This is a genomic window from Rhizobium tropici CIAT 899, from assembly GCF_000330885.1.
Taxonomy (GTDB): domain Bacteria; phylum Pseudomonadota; class Alphaproteobacteria; order Rhizobiales; family Rhizobiaceae; genus Rhizobium; species Rhizobium tropici.
Genome location: NC_020062.1, coordinates 1,428,157 through 1,450,960, shown reverse-complemented (window position 1 = coordinate 1,450,960; position 22,804 = coordinate 1,428,157). Strand labels below are relative to the sequence as shown.

Annotated in this window: 20 protein-coding genes; 8 read left to right on the top strand and 12 right to left on the bottom strand. The window is 59.1% G+C overall.

Features of this window, described 5'->3' with window-relative positions:
• Nucleotides 1-58 precede the first annotated feature (58 nt).
• The 4 genes from RTCIAT899_RS28735 to RTCIAT899_RS28720 all read left to right on the top strand — a co-directional run bounded on the left by RTCIAT899_RS28735 (nt 59) and on the right by RTCIAT899_RS28720 (nt 3,956).
• Nucleotides 59-976 carry an alpha/beta hydrolase family protein gene (locus RTCIAT899_RS28735; RefSeq protein WP_015343356.1) on the top strand — a complete coding sequence of 306 codons (918 nt, stop codon included), beginning with the start codon at nt 59-61 and terminating at the stop codon, nt 974-976.
• Between the two features lie 164 nt (nt 977-1,140).
• Complete coding sequence (locus RTCIAT899_RS28730) at nt 1,141-1,446, top strand: zinc ribbon domain-containing protein YjdM (RefSeq protein WP_015343355.1); 306 nt, start codon at nt 1,141-1,143, stop codon at nt 1,444-1,446.
• 181 nt (nt 1,447-1,627) lie between these two features.
• Nucleotides 1,628-2,635, top strand: a complete 1,008-nt coding sequence (locus RTCIAT899_RS28725) for an aldo/keto reductase (protein ID WP_015343354.1) — start codon at nt 1,628-1,630, stop codon at nt 2,633-2,635.
• Nucleotides 2,636-2,930: 295 nt separating this feature from the next.
• A complete protein-coding gene (locus tag RTCIAT899_RS28720; RefSeq protein ID WP_015343353.1) occupies nt 2,931-3,956 on the top strand; it encodes an acyltransferase family protein in 1,026 nt (341 codons plus the stop codon).
• 43 nt (nt 3,957-3,999) lie between these two features.
• On the opposite strand, the gene katG is transcribed toward RTCIAT899_RS28720, so the two are convergent.
• The gene (gene katG / locus RTCIAT899_RS28715; RefSeq protein WP_015343352.1) at nt 4,000-6,198 is read right to left on the bottom strand and encodes a catalase/peroxidase HPI; all 2,199 of its coding nucleotides are present in this window, start codon (nt 6,196-6,198) and stop codon (nt 4,000-4,002) included.
• Nucleotides 6,199-6,538: 340 nt separating this feature from the next.
• Here katG and RTCIAT899_RS28710 point away from each other — a divergent pair, with 340 nt between their 5' ends.
• Together RTCIAT899_RS28710 and RTCIAT899_RS33600 are read left to right on the top strand one after the other, a co-directional pair.
• On the top strand, nt 6,539-7,549 hold the full coding sequence (locus tag RTCIAT899_RS28710; protein ID WP_015343351.1) for a hydrogen peroxide-inducible genes activator: 1,011 nt from the start codon (nt 6,539-6,541) through the stop codon (nt 7,547-7,549).
• Nucleotides 7,550-7,704: 155 nt separating this feature from the next.
• The gene (locus RTCIAT899_RS33600; protein WP_015343350.1) at nt 7,705-7,881 is read left to right on the top strand and encodes a hypothetical protein; all 177 of its coding nucleotides are present in this window, start codon (nt 7,705-7,707) and stop codon (nt 7,879-7,881) included.
• A gap of 275 nt (nt 7,882-8,156) precedes the next feature.
• On the opposite strand, the gene RTCIAT899_RS28700 is transcribed toward RTCIAT899_RS33600, so the two are convergent.
• From RTCIAT899_RS28700 to RTCIAT899_RS28680, 5 genes are all read right to left on the bottom strand, one after another.
• Nucleotides 8,157-9,338, bottom strand: coding sequence for a M20 aminoacylase family protein (locus tag RTCIAT899_RS28700; protein WP_015343349.1), 1,182 nt, complete (start codon nt 9,336-9,338; stop codon nt 8,157-8,159).
• Nucleotides 9,339-9,413: 75 nt separating this feature from the next.
• Nucleotides 9,414-10,205: an amino acid ABC transporter ATP-binding protein gene (locus tag RTCIAT899_RS28695; RefSeq protein WP_015343348.1), complete on the bottom strand. Its 792-nt coding sequence runs from the start codon at nt 10,203-10,205 to the stop codon at nt 9,414-9,416.
• Entirely contained in the window at nt 10,202-11,140 is a 939-nt protein-coding gene (locus RTCIAT899_RS28690) for an amino acid ABC transporter permease (protein ID WP_015343347.1), read from the bottom strand. Before RTCIAT899_RS28690 ends, RTCIAT899_RS28695 begins: the two co-directional genes overlap by 4 nt.
• Nucleotides 11,137-12,027: an ABC transporter substrate-binding protein gene (locus tag RTCIAT899_RS28685; protein ID WP_041678455.1), complete on the bottom strand. Its 891-nt coding sequence runs from the start codon at nt 12,025-12,027 to the stop codon at nt 11,137-11,139. Before RTCIAT899_RS28685 ends, RTCIAT899_RS28690 begins: the two co-directional genes overlap by 4 nt.
• 46 nt (nt 12,028-12,073) lie before the next feature.
• Nucleotides 12,074-13,051: an ABC transporter substrate-binding protein gene (locus RTCIAT899_RS28680; RefSeq protein WP_041678454.1), complete on the bottom strand. Its 978-nt coding sequence runs from the start codon at nt 13,049-13,051 to the stop codon at nt 12,074-12,076.
• Between the two features lie 100 nt (nt 13,052-13,151).
• Here RTCIAT899_RS28680 and RTCIAT899_RS28675 point away from each other — a divergent pair, with 100 nt between their 5' ends.
• Nucleotides 13,152-14,480, top strand: coding sequence for an aminotransferase-like domain-containing protein (locus RTCIAT899_RS28675; RefSeq protein ID WP_015343344.1), 1,329 nt, complete (start codon nt 13,152-13,154; stop codon nt 14,478-14,480).
• A gap of 13 nt (nt 14,481-14,493) precedes the next feature.
• On the opposite strand, the gene RTCIAT899_RS28670 is transcribed toward RTCIAT899_RS28675, so the two are convergent.
• From RTCIAT899_RS28670 to RTCIAT899_RS28645, 6 genes are all read right to left on the bottom strand, one after another.
• Nucleotides 14,494-15,564 carry an acyltransferase family protein gene (locus tag RTCIAT899_RS28670; protein WP_015343343.1) on the bottom strand — a complete coding sequence of 357 codons (1,071 nt, stop codon included), beginning with the start codon at nt 15,562-15,564 and terminating at the stop codon, nt 14,494-14,496.
• A 38-nt stretch (nt 15,565-15,602) separates the two neighbouring features.
• Nucleotides 15,603-16,418: a hypothetical protein gene (locus RTCIAT899_RS28665; protein ID WP_015343342.1), complete on the bottom strand. Its 816-nt coding sequence runs from the start codon at nt 16,416-16,418 to the stop codon at nt 15,603-15,605.
• Between the two features lie 72 nt (nt 16,419-16,490).
• Nucleotides 16,491-17,987: a lipopolysaccharide biosynthesis protein gene (locus RTCIAT899_RS28660; protein ID WP_041678235.1), complete on the bottom strand. Its 1,497-nt coding sequence runs from the start codon at nt 17,985-17,987 to the stop codon at nt 16,491-16,493.
• 227 nt (nt 17,988-18,214) lie between these two features.
• Nucleotides 18,215-18,844, bottom strand: coding sequence for a J domain-containing protein (locus RTCIAT899_RS28655; RefSeq protein ID WP_015343340.1), 630 nt, complete (start codon nt 18,842-18,844; stop codon nt 18,215-18,217).
• 278 nt (nt 18,845-19,122) lie between these two features.
• Nucleotides 19,123-20,625 (bottom strand): DegQ family serine endoprotease, encoded by a 1,503-nt coding sequence (locus RTCIAT899_RS28650; RefSeq protein WP_015343339.1) that lies wholly within the window; start codon nt 20,623-20,625, stop codon nt 19,123-19,125.
• Between the two features lie 262 nt (nt 20,626-20,887).
• Nucleotides 20,888-21,544, bottom strand: a complete 657-nt coding sequence (locus RTCIAT899_RS28645; RefSeq protein ID WP_015343338.1) for a DUF2161 domain-containing phosphodiesterase — start codon at nt 21,542-21,544, stop codon at nt 20,888-20,890.
• A gap of 320 nt (nt 21,545-21,864) precedes the next feature.
• Between RTCIAT899_RS28645 and RTCIAT899_RS28640 the strand changes: the two genes are divergently transcribed.
• Nucleotides 21,865-22,719 (top strand): WcbI family polysaccharide biosynthesis putative acetyltransferase, encoded by an 855-nt coding sequence (locus RTCIAT899_RS28640; protein WP_015343337.1) that lies wholly within the window; start codon nt 21,865-21,867, stop codon nt 22,717-22,719.
• Nucleotides 22,720-22,804: the final 85 nt, after the last annotated feature.

Below are 22,804 nucleotides of genomic sequence, written 5' to 3'. Positions count from 1 at the left end.
TCAATGTATACCGGGTAGTGAATATACACAATGCGGCGGTGGCCTCATCCTCCGTCCCATGAACGAGCAACACATTCCATCATCCTCGGGGCCGCGCAGCACGCAGATTTCCATTTCATGTGCCGACGGCGTCGTTCTCGGAGGTCATCTCTGGCTGGCGAAGACGGCTAAGCCGGAAGGCAGCGTGATCATCAACCCGGCCACGGGCGTGCTTGCGCGCTACTATCACCGCTACGCGCAATTTTTGGCTCGACATGGGTTCGATGTCCTGACCTATGATTATCGCGGTATCGGACTATCGCGGCCGCAACGGCTGCGTGGATCCCGCTATCGCTGGCGGGATTGGGGTGAGCGGGATTTCGATGCCGCACTGCAATGGATGGCTGGCCATCGTCGCAGCGACCTACTGATGGTGGTCGGCCATAGCGTCGGCGGTTTCCTGCCGGGACTGGCCGAACATGCACCTATGATGGACAGGATGCTGACAGTCGGCGCCCAATATGCCTGGTGGGGCGATTACATGCCGCACCGCCGCGCCGCCCTCTTTTTCAAATGGCATGTCGCCATGCCCGCAATCACTGCGCTCTATGGCTATTTTCCCGGTCGTCGGCTTGGCTGGCTGGAGGATCTGCCGAAGGGCGTAGCAAATGAGTGGGGCTTTCGTGGCCCCCGGTTCGAGCGCAGCCATCCAGCGGCGGAGAGGCAGGATGCTCTTCGGCGAATGGCCGCGGTCCGGGCGCCGATCCTCGCGATTGCGGTTTCGGACGATGAACTCGGCACGGTGCCGGCGGTTCGCCGCACGCTGAACTATTATACGGGTGCGCAATCCATCCTGGTGCATCTGCATCCTATTGACCTTGGCCGCGATAGGATCGGTCATTTCGGCCTGTTTCACGATAGCTACAAGGAGAGCTTCTGGATCGACACGCTGTCGTGGCTTCGCGAAGGCCGCAATCCCTGGTCGGTCTCGGCGTGAAACCGGAAGGTTAGGCCCGCCTCAGGGCTGTCGCTTTGCGCGGCTGCCTGTATTGCATAGGCTGATCGTCTCGGATAGACGCCATTTTCAGATCATGATTGAGATGGAAGCCAGGCATTTGTCGGCTCCGGAAGATTTGAAAAAAAGGTGAAGTGGAGTTTGGAATGACCGGCCAAAATGACGAATATGTCTATGACGAAGTGACTGGCGAGTGGCGGCCCGCCGCTGAGATGGCTGCCGCAGCTCCCGCAACGGGCCTCATCGTACATGATGCAAGCGGCAACGTGCTTGCCGACGGCGACTCCGTTACCCTCATCAAGGATCTGAAAGTAAAAGGCGCCAACCAGACCTTGAAGCAGGGCACGGTTATCAAGTCCATTCGACTGACCGACAATCCTGAAGAAGTCGATTGCCGTTACGACGGGATCAAGGGTTTGGTTCTCCGCACCGAGTTCATACGCAAGCGTTAGACTATGGTGCGGGACGAATTGTTCCTCCCGTGCCACGCGGTTGCAAAATTGAACGATATCGCGCCGATTATCCGGATTTCCGAATTGTAAAATTGTAAATTGGTGCTTATCTCCCTTGCTTGATGCACTTACATGATGTGAAAAGTTATGTAGCGGCTGCAGGCCGGCTGGGGGATTATGCATGCATCTCGAAGACTATGCCGCACTCGGCCGCTCGGAGTTGCGCGTCAGTCCGCTTGCGCTCGGAACCATGACTTTCGATAGGGGCGGCGCCTGGCCATCCCGTGAAAACCAGCCTGCTGCAGTTCTGGCGCGTTATCTCGAACTCGGTGGCAACTACCTCGATACCGGCAATGGAGCGGTCAAAGCGGGCGGCCAGACGGTTGTCGGCACCTATATCGCCCAGAACTCGATCAGACGTGGCGATCTTGTCATTGCTGGCAAATTCAATGTCGAATGGGATGGTGAAACCCCTGGCCGCAAGGCCGTGATAGCCGGTTTCGAGCAGGCCCTGCGACGGCTGCGCACCGATTACCTCGACCTCTATTGGCTTAATAATTGGGACATCCAGGCGCCCCTGGAAGACATACTGGCGGCGCTCCACGATCTCGTTCAGTCCGGAAAATTGCGTTACTTCGGCATTTCCGATGCCCCTGCCTGGAAGGTGGCGCATGCGCACCTCCTGGCGCAATCCCACGGCTGGGCTCGGTTCATCGGTCTGCAGATCGAATATTCGCTTGCAGCAAGGCTGTTTGAAAACGAACTCATTCCGCTGGCAACGGGATTGGGGCTTGGCGTCGTCTCGCATTCCCCCTTGAGTGGCGGTCTCATCAGCGGCAAATATAAGCCTGCCAATAATGCGGGCATGAGACGGGGGCATGCGGCGCAATTGGCGCAAAGGCCCGATGAGCAGGATCTTGAAATCGTGGACGCCTTATTCCGCGTCGCCGACGAACTAGGTACGACGACCGCACGCGTGGCTCTTGCCTGGGCAATGGGACGCCTTGGCGTATCTTCGACGATTATCGGCGTCCATACGCTGGAACAACTCAATGAGGATATCGGCGCACTCGATGTCCAGCTTTCGCCCGAGCAGACGGCGACACTGGATGCGCTTACGATTCCCAATCCCGTCATGACCCTGCCGCTGCCGTTGCACAACGCCGCGCCCCTGTGCTGCGTCGATTGAGCTGCAGCCTGCAAGCGATGCATTGCAGCCGGTGTCTGAAGCTTCCAATTGCGCCCGCAAGCATGGCACCGGAGCAAGAGGACGATCCGATCTGCGGAGGAGTAGCCGCTAGAAGCGTTGCCGATTGCCACATGATCATTATTCAATTTCACGAGTGCATGTTTGAGACGTGATCGTAATGAAATCGCATTACTTCAAATGTTGGCGCTGTGCTTACTTTCGATAGTACTTAAAGTAATTTCATTAATATTGACGCCTTACGGTAGCGGTTCGATAGCGCAGCCGCTGGTTACCGATGTCAGAAGCAGGAAGACCGACCTATATTCCGGCCCTTGATGGATGGCGTGGACTTGCCGTCCTTCTGGTATTGATGGGCCATTTCGGCGGCGACGAGTACCTGCCCGGTCTTGGATCCGCCGGTGTGGATCTATTTTTCGTGCTCTCCGGACGCCTTATGGCCGAGATCCTTTTCGTCAGGGAGATGCCTTTGGGCACTTTCTTCCTTCGGCGTTTCAGCCGCGTCTATCCAACTTTGTTCATATTTGTTTTGGTGAATACGGCGATCTTCTCGTCAACGTCGCTTGCGCCCGAGCTTGCGGCCGTCCTCGCCGCGCTTTCTTTCACGTTGAACTATTTCATAATTACCAGTCACACCTTCATCTCGATATTCGATCACATTTGGTCACTATGCGTCGAAGAGCACAGTTACCTCCTGCTTGGGCTGCTAGCCTTTTCATTGCGTGGCGCCGGTAACAGCTTCGTGGGATTTTCCCTCTTGCTGCTTGGTCTTACCGCACTTGCCACCGGCATTTTGCAATATGACGTTTATGGGCAAAATCCATTTATCGTTTTTTGGTCGAGCCAGGTGGCGGCGGCGCCAATTTTAATTTCAGCCGCGTTGTTCCTACTGATGGGACAGCGAGGCCGCGGATCACCCCTGGAATGGCTGGTACCTTTGATATTTTTCTGCGGCTTGGCTGCGCGCTTGTTCGCCGATGTCGCCTGGCTGTTTTTCGGCGTTAAAACCCTGTTGCTGGCGATCAGCGTGTGTTCGATCGAAAGTGCTACTCGCTTTTCCAGGCTTTTATTTGAAGGCTCCTTTATCCGGCAACTTGGGCGGATGTCGTTCTCAATCTATCTATGGCAGCAGCCATTTTACGTGCTGGCTCGGCAAGGTCGCTTGGCCGAACTGCCTGCGCTGCTCACAGCCATATGCCTTGGGTTGCTTAGCTACTATCTGATCGAGCAGCCCGCACGCACGGGATTGAATGCGTGGTTCGAAAGAAGCAAACGGCCAAATGCCGTTTCTGAAGGCGGTTGAAAAAGGGCGCGATCACCTTTGATCGCGCCCGATATTTTCAGTATCAAGCGATGTCGAAGCGGTCGGCGTTCATGACCTTGGTCCAAGCCGCGACGAAGTCCTGGACGAACTTCTTCTCGGCATCGGACTGGCCGTAGACTTCAGCGATCGCACGCAGTTGCGAGTTGGAGCCGAAAACGAGATCGACGCGCGTCGCGGTCCACTTCACGTCGCCGGTTGCGCGGTCGCGGCCTTCGAAGACGTCCTTGGCATCCGAAACGGCCTTCCACTCCGTGCCCATGTCGAGCAAGTTCACGAAGAAGTCGTTGGTCAAGGTTTCCGGACGCTTGGTGAAGACGCCGTGCTGGCTCTGGCCGACATTGGCATTCAGCACACGCAGGCCGCCGATGAGGGCGGTCATTTCCGGAGCCGTCAGCGTCAGCAGCTGCGCCTTATCGATCAGAAGCTCTTCGGAAGAGACGGTGTAGGCCTGCCGCTGATAGTTGCGGAAGCCGTCGACGATCGGCTCGAGAACGGCGAAGGCCTCGACATCGGTCTGTTCCTGCGACGCATCGGTGCGGCCGGGAGCGAAGGGTACAACCACGTCATGGCCGGCCTTCTTCGCAGCCTGTTCGATAGCGACCGAGCCGCCGAGAACGATCAGATCGGCAATCGATACAATCTTGCCGCCGGTCTGGGCATCGTTGAACTTCTTCTGGATGCCTTCGAGCGTTGCCAGAACGGAAGCGAGCTGGGCCGGCTGGTTGGCCTCCCAGTCCTTCTGTGGAGCAAGACGGACGCGAGCGCCGTTTGCACCGCCGCGCTTGTCTGAGCCGCGGAAGGTCGAAGCCGAAGCCCAGGCCGTCGAAACCAGCTGCGGGATGGTGAGACCCGATGCAGCAATCTCGGCCTTGAGGGCGGCGACATCGCTGGGTTCGATCGATGCGGGACCGGCAGCCGGGATCGGATCCTGCCAGATGAGCTCTTCGCTCGGCACTTCCGGGCCGAGATAACGGACGCGCGGCCCCATATCGCGATGGGTCAGCTTGAACCAGGCGCGGGCGAAGGCATCGGCGAACTCATCCGGATTTTCAAAGAAGCGGCGGGAAATCTTCTCATAAGCCGGATCGAAGCGCAGGGCGAGGTCGGTGGTCAGCATGGCAGGAGCGTGACGCTTGGACTTGTCGTGCGCGTCCGGGATCGAGCCGGCGCCAGCGCCATGCTTCGGCACCCACTGATGCGCGCCGGCCGGGCTTTTCGTCAGTTCCCATTCATAGCCGAACAGATTCCAGAAGAAATTGTTGCTCCACTTGGTCGGCGTCGAGGTCCAGGTGACTTCGAGGCCGCTGCCGATCGTGTCGCCGCCCTTGCCAGTGCCGAAGCTGTTCTTCCAGCCGAGGCCCTGTTCTTCGATGCCGGCTGCTTCCGGCTCGGGGCCGACATGGGCTGCGTCACCGGCACCATGGGTCTTGCCGAAGGTATGGCCGCCGGCAATGAGGGCGACGGTTTCTTCGTCGTTCATTGCCATGCGGGCGAAGGTTTCGCGGATGTCGCGAGCGGCTGCGAGCGGGTCCGGATTGCCGTTCGGTCCCTCAGGATTGACGTAGATGAGACCCATCTGCACAGCTGCGAGCGGGTTTTCCAGATCGCGATCGCCGCTGTAGCGCTTGTCGCCGAGCCACGTGTCTTCCGCGCCCCAGTAAATGTCTTCTTCCGGCTCCCAGACATCTTCGCGACCGCCGCCGAAGCCGAAGGTCTTGAAGCCCATGGATTCCAGCGCGACGTTACCGGTCAGGACCAGCAGGTCGGCCCAGGAGATGTTGTTGCCGTATTTCTGCTTGATAGGCCAAAGGAGACGGCGAGCCTTGTCGAGGTTGACGTTATCCGGCCAGCTGTTGAGCGGAGCGAAACGCTGCGTGCCGGAGGAGGCGCCGCCGCGGCCGTCGCCCGTGCGGTAGGTGCCGGCGCTATGCCAGGCCATGCGGATGAAGAGCGGACCGTAGTGACCGAAGTCGGCCGGCCACCACTCCTGCGAATCCGTCATAAGGGCGGTGAGGTCCTTCTTCAGGGCCTCCAGATCGAGTTTCTTGAACTCTTCGGCGTAGTTGAATGCCTTGCCCAGCGGGCTGGACAGCGCGGAGTTCTGATGAAGGATCTTGAGGTTCAGCTGATTCGGCCACCAGTCCCGGTTCGAACGTGCGGAAACGCTCGTGTTTCCATGCGGAAACGGACATTTGCCGGCAGTTTCGACTTTTGTATCCATGATACTCTCCCTTACGATGATTTGATTTGTGACGACCGGAGAAGGAGCTTTGCCAGCCCGCCGGGAAACGGCCCGGTTCCAAAACTGGTATGGCAGCGACATGTCAGACGCATGAATCTCTCGTCATTCTGGCCTCGCGTGAAACGGAGACGTGGAAGCAGGCAAAGCTTGGGTCCCTGCCTTCCGACCGGTCCGTGCATCGATGAGCTGAACGCAGTCAATGCTCTCGATATGAGCTTCGTATGACAGGCGGCCGCATCTCATCTTTGCCGCGGCACTATAGCCAAGGCTTTCCATTAATTTAAGTTGGATTTCCTGATTGACGCGATAAGATGCGCTTATGGCAAACTTCACGCTCAAACAGCTTCGCTATTTCGAAGCGCTGGCTCGGCTCGGCCACTTCGGACGTGCCGCCGATCTATGCGCGATCTCTCAGCCCGCCTTGTCGATGCAGATCAAGGAGCTGGAGCAGCAGCTCGGTACGGACCTCTTCGAAAGAGGCGCGAGACAGGTCCGGCTGACCAATTTCGGCGAGGCCTTCGCGATCCGCGTCCGCGACATCCTGCGCTCTGTCGATGAGCTGGGAGATCTTGCCCGCGCGTCGCGCGATCAGCCTGTGGGACGTTTGCGCATCGGCATCATCCCCACGGTCGCGCCCTATCTGCTGCCGAGCATCATCGGCAATCTCTCCCGCATCTATGACGGTCTGGATATCCATGTGCGCGAGACTTTGACGTCGAAGCTGGTCGAGGAGCTGGAGGAGGGGAGGCTGGATACGGCGATTGTCGCTCTGCCCGTCTCCGAGACATCTCTGACGGAGGTGCCGCTGTTTGCGGAAAACTTCGTGTTGGTGCGACCGAGCGAGGACGAGGGCAAGCCGGTGCCCAATCGGGAAGCGCTTCGCGAAATGCGGCTGCTGCTGTTGGAAGAGGGGCATTGTTTCCGCGACCAGGCTCTTTCCTTCTGCAACATCCATTCAGCCTTGCCGCGCGAGCTGATGGACGGCAGCTCACTGTCGACGCTGGTGCAGATGGTCAGCGCCGGCATCGGCGTCACTTTGATACCGGAGATGGCGGTCGCGGTGGAAACTCGTTCCGCCTCGGTGTCGACGGTGCGCTTCCAAAGCCCGCAGCCGTCGCGCACCATCGGCATGATCTGGCGCAGGACGAGCCCTCTCGCCAAGCAGCTCCTGCAGATTTCTGAAGTAGTCCGTGAGGCTGCCGACGCCATGCGCGAGCAACATGATTCGATCGGACGCGCGCAGGATCTGGAGTTTGATGGGCGATTGCAACCGTCGGCTGCTCGCCACCCCGGCTTTGCTGGCATCAATGACCCCGCTTCGCCGCGGTAAGCTCCCATCGCGCATTAACGCTGTTGGAATCTTTTCCACAGAAGCCGATATTTCAAACGATTGAAAATATTTTAATCGTTTAAATAGTTTAATGCCTTGATTTACAAAGAAACTCCTCCATGTCATGCCAGTAACGCATGGCGATGGAGGTCGTGATGCAAGAGTTTGAAAACGTAAGAAATGAAATTCCTACGTATGTGATTGACCGCCTCGAAAATGAATGGCGGGTAATGCAGACTCAGAATGGGCAGCTGGAAGCCGGGTTGGGGACTGAAACGCCTGCAAATACAGCGCCTGCAACGGGCGATAGTCTCGGATCCTTCGATAAGTAGTATTTATAAAGGCAGGAATCGCACTGCACCGCGGGTCTAGAGCAATTCCGCTTTTCTTCGAATCGCGAAAATGCTCTATCTCCTTGTTATTACGCCGTTCCGAACGCAAAACCGCTTCGCACTTTTGCTGGAACTGCTCTCGCGGCGCTATTGAAAGCATCGCATTCCGCTTTTTTCCATGACATCCAGAAAACGGATCAGCCCCGGCTTGTTGCCAGGGCTGCTGTTTATCGTGGCGTCGCCAGCGCCGCCTTGCGATCCATATAGGAACCGGTTCAGGCGTCGAGATAACGCTCGGTCAGACGCGCCCACATAGCGGCACCGACGGTGAGGCTTTCATCGGCGAAATCATACTTGGCGCTGTGGAGGATGGCCGAGTTCACGCCGTTGCCGAGGCGCAGGAAGCTGCCGGGCTTATGCTCCAGGTAATGCGAGAAATCCTCGCTGCCGGGGATAAGGCCGCAAGTGGTGACCTTCTCAGCGCCGACAAGTTCCTCGGCGACCATCCGCGCGAATTCCGTCTCCTTCTCCGAGTTGACGACAACCGGATGGCCATGCACGTAGTCGATCTCGGCGCTCGCGCCGTAGCCATCCGCGATGGATGCCGTCAGCTTGCGAATGCGCGCCTCGAGCAGCTCACGCACCTTCGGATCGAAGGAGCGGACCGTGAGCAGCATCTTTGCGCTCTCCGGAATGACGTTCGATACTTCGCCGGCATGGATGGCACCAACGGTCACGACTGCTGTCTGCGTCGGGTCGACGCTGCGGGCAACGATCGTCTGCAGACTGACGACGAGGTTGCAGGCGACGACGACGGGATCCACGGTCAGATGGGGACGCGAGGCGTGACCGCCTTTGCCTATGATGGTAATCTCAACTGTGTCGGCGGCCGCCATCAGCGGGCCGGAGCGCAATAGCCAGGTGCCTTCCGCAGCACCCGGATGATTATGCAGCCCGTAAATGACGTCGAAGGGAAAGCGTTCGAACAGGCCATCCTTGATCATTGCGGGAGCGCCGCTGACAGCGCCCGCCTCTTCGGCCGGCTGGAAGATCAGGTTTACGGTGCCGTTGAAGCGGCGGGTGCGGGCGAGATATTCGGCCGCCCCCAGCAATATGGTGGTGTGGCCGTCGTGGCCGCAGGCATGCATCTTGCCCGGCACTTTGCTGGCATAGGAATGGCCGGTCTGCTCGGTGATCGGCAGGGCGTCCATGTCGGCGCGGATCGCGATGCTCTTCTTGCCGGCTCCAACAGTCATGCGCGCGACGACGCCATGACCGCCGACATTGCGCGTCACCTCATAGCCCCAGGCTTCCAGCTTCTCGGCAACGAAACGCGCCGTTTCAGCCTCTTCGAAGGAGAGTTCGGGATTGGCGTGCAGATGCTGGCGGATGCCGGTCAGTTCGGCCTTCATCGGCTCGAGGTCCGAGAGCCGGGCGAAATCGTTGTCGAGGGTCATGGCTATTCCAATGGTTCGCTTGAGCCGCCATCCGCCATAAAGCGTGCAGGCCTCGCTGATGATGATACTGCCGCGCTAGATGAAGCGCGACAGGAAGCTTCTGGTGCGCGGATGCTGCGGATTGCCGATCACATCATCCGGCTTGCCCTGTTCGACGATCTTGCCGCCATCCATGAAGACGACGCGATCAGCCGCTTCGCGGGCAAAGCCGATCTCATGGGTGACGACGATCATCGTCAGGCCCTGTTTTGCAAGGTCGCGCATGGTGGCAAGCACCTCGCCGACCAGTTCCGGATCGAGTGCCGAGGTCGGCTCGTCGAAGAGCATCAGCTTCGGCTTGATCGCTAACGCTCTCGCAATCGCGACGCGCTGCTGCTGCCCACCGGAGAGTTGCCGGGGGTAGTTGTGAGTCTTGGCCGACAAGCCAACGCGGTCGAGCAATGCCAGCGCATTCTCGGTTGCCTGCTTGCGGCTTTCGCCATGAATGCCGATCGGCGCTTCGATGACGTTCTGCAGCGCCGTCATATGCGGATAGAGGTTGAACTGCTGGAACACCATGCCGATCTTGCGCCGCTGCAGCGCGATCGCATGGTTTGACAATTTGACCAGCCGGCCCTTGTTCAGCCGATAGCCGATCTGCTCGCCATCCACTTCGATCGAGCCGCGATTGATCGATTCCAGATGGTTGATGCAGCGCAGGAAGGTCGACTTACCGGAACCGGAAGGGCCGAGGATGACGACCACTTCACCGGGCGTCACGTCGAGATCGATGCCTTTTAGCACTTCGAGATGTTCGAAAGATTTGTGGACGTCGCGCGCCTGCACCAGGGGGCTGACGCCGACGACTGGGTTTATGGAAGCGTTCATTGGCCTGCCTCCTGCGCCGGCGCGAGCGTGCTGTCCGTTGCCACCTTCGTCCCACTGGTGCGGCGGTCGGCGCGGCTATAGTAGCGCTCGATATAGCTCTGGGCGATATTCAGCACCGAAGTGATCAGCAGATACCATATGACGGCGACCAGCAGCATCGGGACGACCTCAAAGGTGCGGTTGTAGATCGACTGCACGGAGTAGAGCAGGTCGGCCATGGCGATGACGCTGACGAGCGAGGTCGCCTTGATCATGCTGATCAACTGGTTGCCGGTTGGCGGCACGATAGAGCGCATGGCCTGGGGGATGATGATGCGGCGCAGAGCCCGGCTTCGGGTCATGCCGAAGGCTTCGGCGGTCTCGAACTGGCCTCTGTCGACCGAAAGCAGGCCGCCGCGGATGATTTCGGCCATATAGGCGGCCTCGTTCAGAGCAAGGCCGGCGATCGCCGCCGTCATCGGGCTGATGACGGAATTGGTATCCCAGCTGACGAAGGTCGGGCCGAAGGGAATGCCGATCGATAGTGTCGGGAAGAGCGTCGAGAGATTGTACCAGAAGATCAGCTGCACGAGCAGCGGCGTGCCGCGGAAGAACCAGATGAACAGCGAGGCGAGCGTGCTTGCCAGCGTATCCTTCGACATGCGGGCAATCGCCAGCAGCAGGCCGAAGACGATGCCGAGTGCCATGGCGATGACGGTCAGGCCGAGCGAGACATAGAGGCCGCTGATGACGACGGGGTCGAAGAAATACTGGGCGACGACATGCCAGCCGAAATTCTCGTTGTGGGCGACAGACCAGGCCCAATAGGCCGCGATCGCAAGGGTAACGATCCAGGCCGCCACACGACCCTTCGGGAACGGTGTGTGGGCATTCGCCACATCCCGCTCCGCCGCATCGCCTGATGGCGATGCGATATCTCTGGCACTCGTGCTCATTTCGGCAACTTCCCGCCGAGATTGATACCGGGTTCCTTGATCATGTTGTTCTCAAGGCCCCATTTCTTCATGATGGCGGCGTAAGTGCCATTGTCCATGAGAAGTTCGACGGCATCCTTCAGAATTGGGCCGAGCGGCGAGCCTTTCGGCACGACGGCGCCCTGATAGAGATCCTCGAAACCATTCTTCTGGCCGACGCCCGTCAGTTCGAGCTGGCCGTTCGCCTGCGAGACGAAATAGGTGAGCGGCGCCTGCGAGGAGAAGAAGGCGTCGGAGCGCTTGGAGCGGACAGCAAGTATCGAGCTCGGCTGGTCGGTGAAGGACTGGACTTCGATCGCGCCCTTGCCGTCAGTCTTGCATTTTTCCGCCTGGACCTGGATGACCTTTTCGGCCGAGCCGCCGGCCATGACGGCAATGCGCTGGCCGCAGGCGCTATCGAGCGAGGTGATGCCCTTCGGGTTGCCCTTCTGGACGGCGAAGACGACGAATTCCTGTACCCAGTCGACGAAATCATTGGCCTCCTCGCGGCTCTTGAAATCGCCGATCGGTCCGAAGGCGAATTGATAGCGGCCGGAATTGATGCCGGCGAGAATGGCAGGCAGGCCGCTGACGCTTTCATGCTCGATCTTCACGCCGAGCACCTCGCCGATCGCGTCGGTCAGATCGGCGCTGGCGCCGGTCAGCTTGGTGCCGGTAACGATTTCATAGGGAGGGAAAGAGCCGTTGTTGACGGAGATCATCTTGCCCGATGTGCGGATGGCTTCCGGCAGCTTGGCCTGCAGATCCTTGTTGACCGAAAGTTTCGGCGGGCTCGCATCCTCGGCGAAGGCGGCACCCGACATCATCAGGCTTGCCAGGGCGAGATAGGTCATTTTCTTCAGCGACATGTTCATTCCCCTTTTTGCTTTGCGTCTCTGATTTTTCAGTCGGTGGTCAGGCAGCGCTCGTCCGGCTGCCGTCGACGTCGAACGGGAAGAGTTCCTCCGGCGTCAGGAGCCGCGGCAGGATACCCTGCACATGCAGTTCCCCGGCGAAATCCGCGATCATCTTGCGGTTGGCGGCAAAGCCGCTCGCATCCCAATCTTCCGGCAGCTCGGCTGCCGATTTCAACAGCTCATCGAGCATGAAGGGCGTGGTGTCGGCATATTTGCGCCGCTTGCTGAGCCAGACACGTTGCGATTCATCGATCAGCGCGCTCAGTTCGGCCATGACCCAGGGGTGCTCGGCGACAAACTCCGCCTTGAAACCAATCAGGTGCATACCCGGTACATAGCCCACATCGGCAAAATAGCGATGCTCGGCGGCGCGGAAATCCGGCAGCAGCTGGCGGAAGCCGGAGTTGCCGGCGAAATAGCCGTCCGGCATGAAGGGCGTGAAGATTGCGTCAAGCAGCCCTTCTTTCAGCAGCTCCACCATCGGCCTTTCGCCGGGTGCCGCCTCGATGCGGCCGGGACGGCCGAAGCCATCCAGGCGGTCGGTGATCGGATGCGCTTCCGTGAGGCGACCGGCATACCACATGGCATCTTCGACGCCGACACCTTCGCGACGCAGCGCTGCCCGCGTCCAGGTATTGCCGGAATCGCGCCAGCCGGTGACGCCGATACGCTTGCCGGCCAATTGGGCGAAGCTCGTGATCGGGCTGTCCTTGGTGGTGATGACGCAGCGGTGGCGGAAGCCGCGCATGATGAAGTTCGGAATGCCGATTACGCTCTCGTCGCCATCGATACGCATTTGGGTATAGCGGCTGAAAGAGGTTTCGGCGGCATCATAGGCGTCGCTCTTGCCGACATGCGAGATCAGCGTGCCGACCCGGTCCACCCTAATGTCGAGTTTCGGGGAGGAGACATCGCCCAAGACCAGGGGGGTCATGTAGTCCCAGTCACGAAGGGCAAGGCGGAGAGTAAGGGGCATGAAATTCACTCGCGGGAAAACTTGTTTTCTCAACGAGTAAATGTTCAATATAAGTCGATCAAATGTTATTACGTTATTGAACATTAAAAATGGTGTAAAAATGAGCGAAGATCGGGATGCAAAATGGTTTGCCTCAAAATTGAGCGATCGGACCATCCGTGGCATCGCGCTTGAAACGAGCGCGCTCATTCGCGCCGGCGCCCTGCCTGTTGGCACCAAACTGCCGCCGATCCGCGACCTCGCCTTTGTCCTTGGCGTGAGCCCGGCAACCCTGTCGGAAGCCTGGAGCGAACTCAGACGTCAGAAGATCATCAGCGGACGCGGCAGGAATGGCACATGGGTCAGCGGCGACCGCTTCGTCGCCAAGCCGGCGCGGCTGGCAAGTGTCGGCGACTACGGTTCCGACGCCCTCAATCTAACGGCAGCCGTTCCCGATGTCCGGCTGTTGCCAAAGCTGGAAGCGGCGATGGCTTATGGCGCCTCGGCGGAAAATCTCAACAGCTATGAGCGCAGCCGGATCCTGCCGGAGCTGGAGGAGCAGGTCAGGAAGACGTGGCCTTACGAGCCGGAGGCGTTTCTGGCGACCAATGGCGGCTATAATGCCGTCTACACCCTGATCAACGCCCTCGTCATGCCGGGTGCTGCCGTTGCGATCGAAGATCCGACGGGCATGCGGCTTCTCGATATTCTCGAGGATCGGGGCGCCCGCATCATTCCGGTGAAATGCGACGAGGAGGGGCCGCTGTCGGCCTCGCTGGAGGAAGCGCTAAAATATCGCCCGGTTGCGTTCATCTTCCAGCCGCGCATCCATTCCGTCACCGGCCAGAGCGTGAGCCCGGCGCGCATGGCAAGCCTCGCGGAGATCCTTCGCGACAAGGACACGCTGATCGTCGAGGACGATGGCATTGCCGATATCTCGACGGCACCACGTCATTCGATGGGGCATCTCTTTCCGGATCGGGTCATCCATATTCTGTCTTACTCGAAGACGCACGGGCCGGACCTGCGCCTCGCCGTATTGTCGAGCTCACGGGCGATCATCGATCAGATCCAGTCCTATCGCAGCTTCAGTTCCGGCTGGACCAGCCGTATTCTGCAGGCGGCGGCTGCCTGGCTGCTGCGCGATCCGGCGACGGCATCGTGCCTGGATCATGCCCGCAGGACCTATCGGGAACGCCGCGCAGGCCTCATCGATGCGCTTCGCGAGCGCGGCGTCGATGCGTGGCATGGAGAGGGACTATGTGCCTGGGTGCCGGTCTCGTCGGAGCCCTTCGCAATGGTGACGCTTGCCGCTCGGGGCATTGCCGTGCATCCCGGTGCAAAATTCTCGATCCTGCCCAGCAGCCACTTGCGCGTTGCGACGGCCAATCTTTCGGAGCGGTGTGACGAGGTCGCAGATGCCATCGCACTTGCCGCCGTCCACACGTGATCTCCGGAGACAGTCAGCCGCGTTGGCTGGCTTCGATGCCTTTGTGAGCGCCTTTCGAGGCGCCGATATAGCGAACCAGGATTTCAGCAAGCTTGGCAGAGACGAACGCGATGATGGAAATCGCGACGAGATAGATCGCGATGTAGACGGCCTGCGGTAAGTGGGTATCGCGCATCAGATGCCCGTAAATCTCAGTGAAGCCGCGATGGCACATATAGATGGGATAGGAGAGATAGCCGAGAAAGATGCCGAGCCGTTGCAGCCTCTCTGGCAGTTCCAGCATCGTGCCGGCAAGGACGATGAGCGGCGAGATCAGGATGCAGAAAACAAGCGCATATTTCAGCGAATATGTGGGGAGAAACAGCAAGATTAAGATCACCGCAATGGGCAGCAGGGCGGCATAGCTGTTCATGGTCCAGCCAATCGCGGTGCTGTTTCGAAGCCGGTAGATGATCATTCCGAGCGTGAAGGAAAAGAAGACGCGGGCAAAGCCGCCGTCCACCGAGAGCCATTCCCAGCCCAGATCGAGCGATTTGTGCAGGAAGACGGAGCCGATCAGCAGCGCCAGAGATGCAGTGGCTATGAGGATCAGGCTCCGCGTCTTCAATCTGAACAGCACGAGCGCGAATATGAGATTGGCCAGCAGCTCCCAAAACAGCGACCAGGCGGGGCCATTCAGCGGATAAAGCGCCAAGATATCGCCCGCCGACCGCGTCAGAAAACTCGGCGAAGGCAGCATGAATATGGTCGTAAGGATGCTCGCGGCAAGATCGGCCCGTCCGACACCGGATGCCTGCCAGTGCAGCAGCAATTGCACAAGGCCGTAGACGCTGCCGATGAGAAAGAGCGGATAGAGACGCGCGTAGCGAGCCTTCATGAAGGCCAGCACGGTCATGCCGCTCGCGAGTTTTTCACCATAGGCCCTGGCAATCACGAAGCCGCTGAGCACGAAGAAGAAATCGACCGCGATATAGGCCGAAGGCGCATAGGGCCTGTCGAGGTGATAGACGACAACGGCGAATGCCGCCAGACCGCGCATCGCATCCAGGGCAGCATATCTGTGTCTCGTTGCATCAGCCGGCATTGATCGAAACCTCATGGGGGAAAAGGTTATGCCTTAAGCTATCCGGCGGCCCGCGCGCCGAAAAATTCGTTTCTCAAATTTCGATCGAGCGGGCGCACCCGCGAAAGGTTGCCCAGGAACTGGCGCGGACTTGTCAGCACCGACCGGTTGAGGAAATGGGTCCTGATGAGATTGGAGGATTTGCTGTGGGCGCCGGCATGGCCGACCCGATAGATCGCGCCGCGGAAGGGCAGCGAGCCGAGCGGAGAGCCGGCGTCGGCCAGCAGCTTGCCGATGCGCACGTGGCTGCCGAGCATGGATTTGATGTAATCGACCTCGGCATCCTCGAAGGTCGCCGGCAAGCGATAGAGATCGGAGCGAATGATCAGCGACGTACCGCAATAATTGGCGAAGTCGTTGTGATGCATAAGCAGCCTGCCGCCTTCGTTCCAAAGATAGCCCCGGTTGATTTTCCAGCCGTTGGCATCGGTATTTCCGGCGGCGAAATCCACGATGTTGGCGCTGACGAAATCATCGTCGTCGACGATCATGAAGAAACGGGTATCCCGCGCCGATAGCATGCCGCTCAACACGCGGCGGCCCTTGTCCAGCCGGAACGCATCATAGACCTTCTCGCGATCGGCGCCATTGATGTCATGCAGCTGGTTTGGCGGGAAGGTCACGCGCTCCGCCGTAAAATTCGGCGGCAGATCCGGAAGATCGGCGCCTTCATTGGCGACGACTACGCCGCGCCAGTTTTTGTTGGACTGCCCGGCGATCGATGCGATCGTTTGCGACAGCCGCCGTTTCAGCGCCGGCCAATCATTGGAATTGGCCTGATGGCGAACGGGAATGATGAACGTAACCAGTGTCATGAGGCGCCTTTCCGACTTGGTATTCTATCGCGAGATGGAATGAGCCTTTTCCGTCCTTGTTCGCGACGACTGCTACTGTGCCTTCGCGCGACGGCCTTGCAGCGTCGTTCGCACGAGGAAGAGGACCCTTTCTCTGCATAGGAGAAGGATGAGGGCCGAGTAGGCGAGGCCACCGACCAGGACTTCACAGATAAGGCGTTCTGCCAGGGGCTGGTTGATCAAGGCCGACGAGATTGCCAAGATGGCGACAAGCATGCCGAGATAAGCCGCGATGGGCCTCAGGAACTGACCGAAATATTCCGCGATGCTGAGGCCGATCAATCGCGACACCATCCACAGCGTCACCGGCCAGAGCATCACCACTCCGAGCATGAGACCGAAGACGACGGTTGTCACCCCATATTGGTGAAGAATGAGCACCGTGAGGATCGAGACGACATTGCGCACCAGCTGATAGTAGAACCACCAGTCGGATCTGCCCTGGCTGGTGATCAAGGAGGCCTGGATGATGCCGATACCGGCCATCAGGCCGATGACGCAGAAGAAGCGAACCGGCCAGATGGCGGCGGCCCAGTGCGGTCCGAAGATCAGCGGAATGGCATCGTCGGCGACCGCCGCAAGCCCCATGAAGGCCGGGAAAGACACCAGCGAGCAGCCGAAGGTCGCCATGAGGAAGGCTTCGCGCACCTTGTCCTTATCGTGCTGCAGCGACGAGAGCAGCACGTGGCTGACCGAATTCAGTCCGCCCGCAACGACATTGTTGAGCATCTCGTAGAGCCGCCGGGCAAAATTATAGATGCCTAGAGCGGCCGGGCTTACGAGCGTGCCGATGATCAGCTGGTCTAGATTCATGGTCTGGAGGAAGCGGTTGCCCGAGGCGAAGATGCCGTAATGCAGCAATTCGCGCAGGCTCGAGAGCTTTATCCGGAAGCCCGGCAGCCATCTTGCGCCCCAGAATGCAGCAACGCAGGCAGCAGCGGGAGCGGCGATCTGGGCAATTGCAAGCGCCCATAGCCCGAAACCGGCGAAGATCAGAGCAAGACAGATGGTCGCCGAAACGGTGGTGGCGATCGCCGTGCGGGCAGCTGCGAGATGGAAGGACATCGTGCGGCCGATCAGGGCGTTTGGCACGATGATCATCATGTCGAAGAAGATTTTCAGGCCGATGATCAGCAGCAGCTTGACGATGTCGTCATGTCCGACCCAATGGGCGAGAAACGGGGAAAGCAGAAACAGCGCGGCATAGAGGATCGCCGCGGAGGCGAAGGATAGCCAGAAGACAGTATCGAGGTGGCTGCGCCGAATGGATTTCTGCTGGATCAACGCCTCGCCGAAGGCCGTCGGGCCGAAACCGGAAGCGAAACTGACGATGGCGAAGGCGAGTGCGACCAGGCCGAAATCCTGGGGCAGAAGAAAACGCGAGGTGACGACGAAGACCAGGCTGTTGAGCGCCGTTGGGATCAACGTGTCCAGCGCCGACCAGAAGGCGCCTCTCAATGCGGCCCGCGATCGGTTCTCGCTCAGATGTTCAAAGACGACTTCATCCGCTTCGGAAGCCAGCAAACGCATACCTCGCCGTTTTTAGACCTTCGGCGAATGCCGGAAACACGGCGCCCGCCATTGCTGCTTCGCCGTCGCTCGATGAAATAGGACGGCGTGCTGGATGCATGATCTAGGCCAGCCCCCCGATTTGTCCAGGGAAAATTGTTGCATTGCAACATTGCGTTGCTGAAAGTGATGTGGCGATCAAGGCAAACGCGAAATTTGCCTCTTCAGAGCAGTGAAAAAGTACGCTTCTACTGCGCGGCGGAGCGGATCCTTGGCTCGTCCCATTCGATCTCGGCAGCTGTTTCCGCTTCTTCCTGAGGCTCGTTCATCTCGTAAAGATAGCCTTCGAGCATGTCGCAGGCGCGTTCGCTGGCGCCGATCTTTGCTTCCGTTTCGCTGATGGCGGTGGCGATCGCTTTGATGCGGGCGCGCAGCATGTGGCCGACCACGTCTTTGCCCGGACGCTTGCCTAGCCGCTCTAAATGAAGGCCGATGCGATTGGAGTGTCGCTCGAGCTCGCTCTTGCTGAAATTCGCCTTGCGAATTTCTTCCAGAAGGCTCGCGCGCATCTTGGCGACCGGATCGAAGGTACCCGGTTCCCGTTCGTCCAGCACGACCTCGGTAATGAGCTTTTCGATCGCGACCAGCGCCTGCAGGTCGACGGCATCGGTCAGTTCGACATCATAGCCGGTATCGTCGAACACCTTGCGGCGTACGGGGTCGAGAAGAAGCTCGTAGGCCTTTTGCAACCGCGCGAAAGCCTCGGTATCGCCGCCGGAATCCGGATGGGCTGCCTTCGCGCGCTTGCGATAAGCTGCCTTGATCTGCTCCTCGCCCGCATCGCGCGCAACGCCGAGAATATCGTAGGGATCAGTCACTCCAACTCCTGCCGCCGCTTATTCCTGTTTTAAGGCCTAGCCGCTGATATCGCCGGAGCGGTTTAAACTTCCCGCCCGATCGTTTCAATCGGCTCCGGCGCTATTTGTACCATCACAAAGGCAGAGTTTGGACAAAAAGAGTCAGGTGTCAAAAACGGAAAGTTTCCGCTGTGGAAGGGCGGTGTTCAGGACATAGGCCACGTGGAGACGGCGAAACAAGACAAATTCGGCCCGCTCCGTTGCTGGAAGCGGGCCGATCATTCAATGCCTCAGATTTTTTAAGCGGCCGAGAACGGCACGGCGACGAAGGTCTTGTTGCCGTCGCGCTCGATCAGGAGCAGGACGGACTTGCGGCCATCCTTACCGGCTTTGGCGACGGCCGTCTGCACCTCATGGGCGTTGCGCACCGGCTGATCGTTGACCGAGACGATGATGTCGCCGGTCTGGATGCCGGCCGCGGCGGCGGGCTTCTCCGGATTGACGCTGGCAACGACGGCGCCCTCGACGCCATGCGGCAGGTTCAACTGCTCACGCACATCCGGTGTGAGGTTGGCAAGGCCGACACCGATGCTCGGTTGGTTGGAGGGCTGGACCTTGCCGTCACCAGCGTCGTTGGCGGCCTGCTTGCTGTCGTCATTGCCGCCGATGGTGACATTGACGTCCATGCTCTTGCCGTCGCGCCACAGGGTGATGGAACGCTTGTCGCCGGGAGAGAGATCGGCGACCAGCCGCGACAAATCCTTCGGCGTCTTCACGCTCTCGTTGCCGACGGCGGTGACGATGTCGCCGCTCTTGATGCCGGCGCGTGCGGCTGGCGTGTCATCATTGACGCTGGCAACGAGCGCACCCTGGGTCTGCGAGAGGCCCATGGCATTGGCGATATCCGAGGTCACCGGCTGGATGGCGACGCCGAGATAACCGTGATCGATCGAGCCGTTCTTCTCCAGCTTCGCGACGATCGCCTTAGCCTCGGCAGAGGGAATGGCAAAGCCGACACCGACGCTGCCGCCGTTCGGCGAGTAGATGGCGGTGTTGATGCCGACGACATTGCCTTCGCGGTCGACCAGCGGTCCACCGGAATTGCCGTGGTTGATGGGAGCATCGATCTGGATGAAATCGTCATAGGGTCCGCTGTGCAGGTCGCGGCCGCGGGCCGAGACGATGCCGGCTGTGACGGTCGTGCCGATGCCGAAGGGATTGCCTATGGCGAGAATCTGGTCGCCAAGCTTCAGCTTGTCGGAGTCACCCCAGGCGATGGTGGCGAGCGGCTTCGGCGCGTTGATCTTCAGAACGGCAAGGTCGGATTTGGCATCTGCGCCCAGCAATTTGGCCGGCAGCTCCGTGCCATCATCAAGCGTCACCTTGATGTCGACGGCGTTTTGAATGACGTGGTTGTTGGTGACAATGACTCCATCCGGGCTGATGATGAAGCCGGAACCGAGCGCCATGGCGCGCTGGCTCTGCTGCTGATGCGGCATCTGCTTCGGGAAGGGGATACCCTGGTTTTCGAAGAATTGCCGGAACTGCTCGTCCATCGGCGAGTTGCTGCCGTCGGCGCTGGTATCGGTTGCCTTCATGGTGGTGGTGACGGTGACGACGGCCGGCTTGTCGGCATCGACGATCGGAGCGAAGGAGCCGCCGGGTGCGATGATGCCGGCCGGTTCGGCGGCCGAAGCGACGGTTGCGGATGTGCTGAAGGCAAAAGGTAATGCGCCGGCGCCGACAATGATAGCGGCACTGACAATGGCGGCTGTGCGATGTTTGTGGAGAAGAGAAGGCATGGCAAAAGTCCCTTGCGAGATCGTTGGCGGTTTGACGGCCCGTCCATATCGGAGACGAGCTGTGATTGGTTCCGCGTCAATTTTGCGAGCGACTTTGTTTCCCGTTTTTACTGCGGGAAGCAAAGTATAGTTTTGAATTGGCGCTTGGGGTTAATATGATCTGCTGGTAAACTTTTACAAATTAAATATTGATCATGTTTTTATTGCAAAATTTTAAGATATTACATGAATTTAATGTTTGTCGGCCGGAATTTTTCCATATTTAAAGCTGCGCTGCCGGCCAACGCTTAAGGGCTTCCGTTCCAAGCTCCGTCAGTGCGTAGATGCCGCGGTCGATGCGCTCGAACCAGCCATAGACATTATCTCTCAGAATTTGTGGGGCCTTCGGTGCCGCTTCACGCATATCCTTCGGGCGCTGCACGCCGTTTTCAATAGCGGCGGCGCAGGCAAGGGCCTGCTGGCGATAGGCGGTCATGATCGGCTTGCGGGTACTGCCGCCAAGAGCGGGGTCGCCCTTGCGCCGACGATGTTCGTCGACAAGGCGCGACCTGCGCCGTGCATTCTTGCGGGGCATCGGCGCGACGGGACTGAGGATGATATCGACTTGGTCGTTGTCCGAGACGGTGAGCATGCCGAAGCCGAGCCTTCGGCATAAATCGCGGAACCGACGATCGCCTTCGCGCCCCTTGCCCTTTGCCGAGACGCGCGCGGCGATCCAGACCTCGTCGCTGGCAGCGGCGCGATCCACCGCCTGCAGGATGAGTTCGAGGTTGAAGGTCATCTTCAGTTCGCAGATGACAACGACCGGAGGCTCGCCACCAGTCAGGCCGACGAGGTCGCAGCCGCCGATCTCGCCTTTCACCGCATAGCCGGCGGTTTCGAGGAATGACTTGATGGGGAGATAGAGCGCCGTTTCCAAATCCGCCTCCGGGCTTTGCACATCCGGGTGAGCCTAGCCGATTCGGTTAACCAGACGGTCGATAAAGACGCGGCGATAGGTAGCCAAAGCGAAAGCGCTGAGGTCGATTCGCCGGATGCCTATGCTGGCGCCCGACGACCGCCATTCTCGCCGCAATTCGCGCAGCCCTGACGTCATCGATATAGACAAGCCCAACCCATCAATAAAACAATGGCTTACTTGCCATATTCGATCTCGCGGAGAAGCTTCCATCGACATAAATAGTCGGAATTTCAATCTGATAGCTGAGGTTGTGTGCGGCGTGTTGAGGTGATTACCTGATGGAGACTTGGCTCGTACTGTCGAATTGCCAAACCTACGAACTTGCGAACTCCCTGAAGCTTCTTTCCTCTCGTTTCCATATCGATGCAATCGACATATGGGCATTCACGAAGAATATCGAGAAATACAAGCAGGAATTACCTCGTTATTTCAGGGTGCTTCTCCACCCCCGCTTTTACAGTATGGATTTCGATTTCAGTATCGCCCAGAATCTCGATTTCATCCCCTCGATCGGCTTCGATGCCTATCATCCAGATATCTGCTATGCCTTCTCGCCCGGCCCGGTCCAAGGCCCGATGGGCTTTTATCATTCCATGATCGTCCTGGCGGCGTACGAAGTCGGGTTAAGTGTAGAAACGACCCGGAAGCTCTTTCGGCGCGACGTTTTCGAACGATGCGGCTTTTTTGCACGCTGGGAAGGGGAGCGGGCGCGGCTCCTCAAGCATTTTGCCGAATATGGTCTGGATATCGCGCCCTGCTTCGCACAATGGTCGAGAGGCGAAGCCTTCATGTATTCGGTGAATCACCCGAAGATCCGCTGCATCCACGATATTGCCGGCAGCTTTTTGAAGCGGCTGGGGGTCGAGCCCATTGTCAGCGGTATCAAGCCCGTTGACGATTTTCTGAACGGAGCGTGCTATCCGGTCTATCCCGAAATTGCCGAGGCTTTTGGAACCCAGGGCTCCTACCTTTTCAAGCTGCCGGACGAGTATCGACTTATTTCCCTCGAGAGGTTCGTCGAGCTCAGCTTTGCCGCGTATTCGCGGCTTCCACCGCGATCCATTCAGGTCGAATCGACCTTTCGTGCGCGCTATGACCATGTGAAAACAGTTGTGGTGGAGGCGGCTCGATAGCCGATCGCTAAACCGGCCGGGTATCATCAGCCTGTGCCATTTCGCACGCACCGGCGGTAGTCTGCGCGAGAAAAAAGGCCGCAAA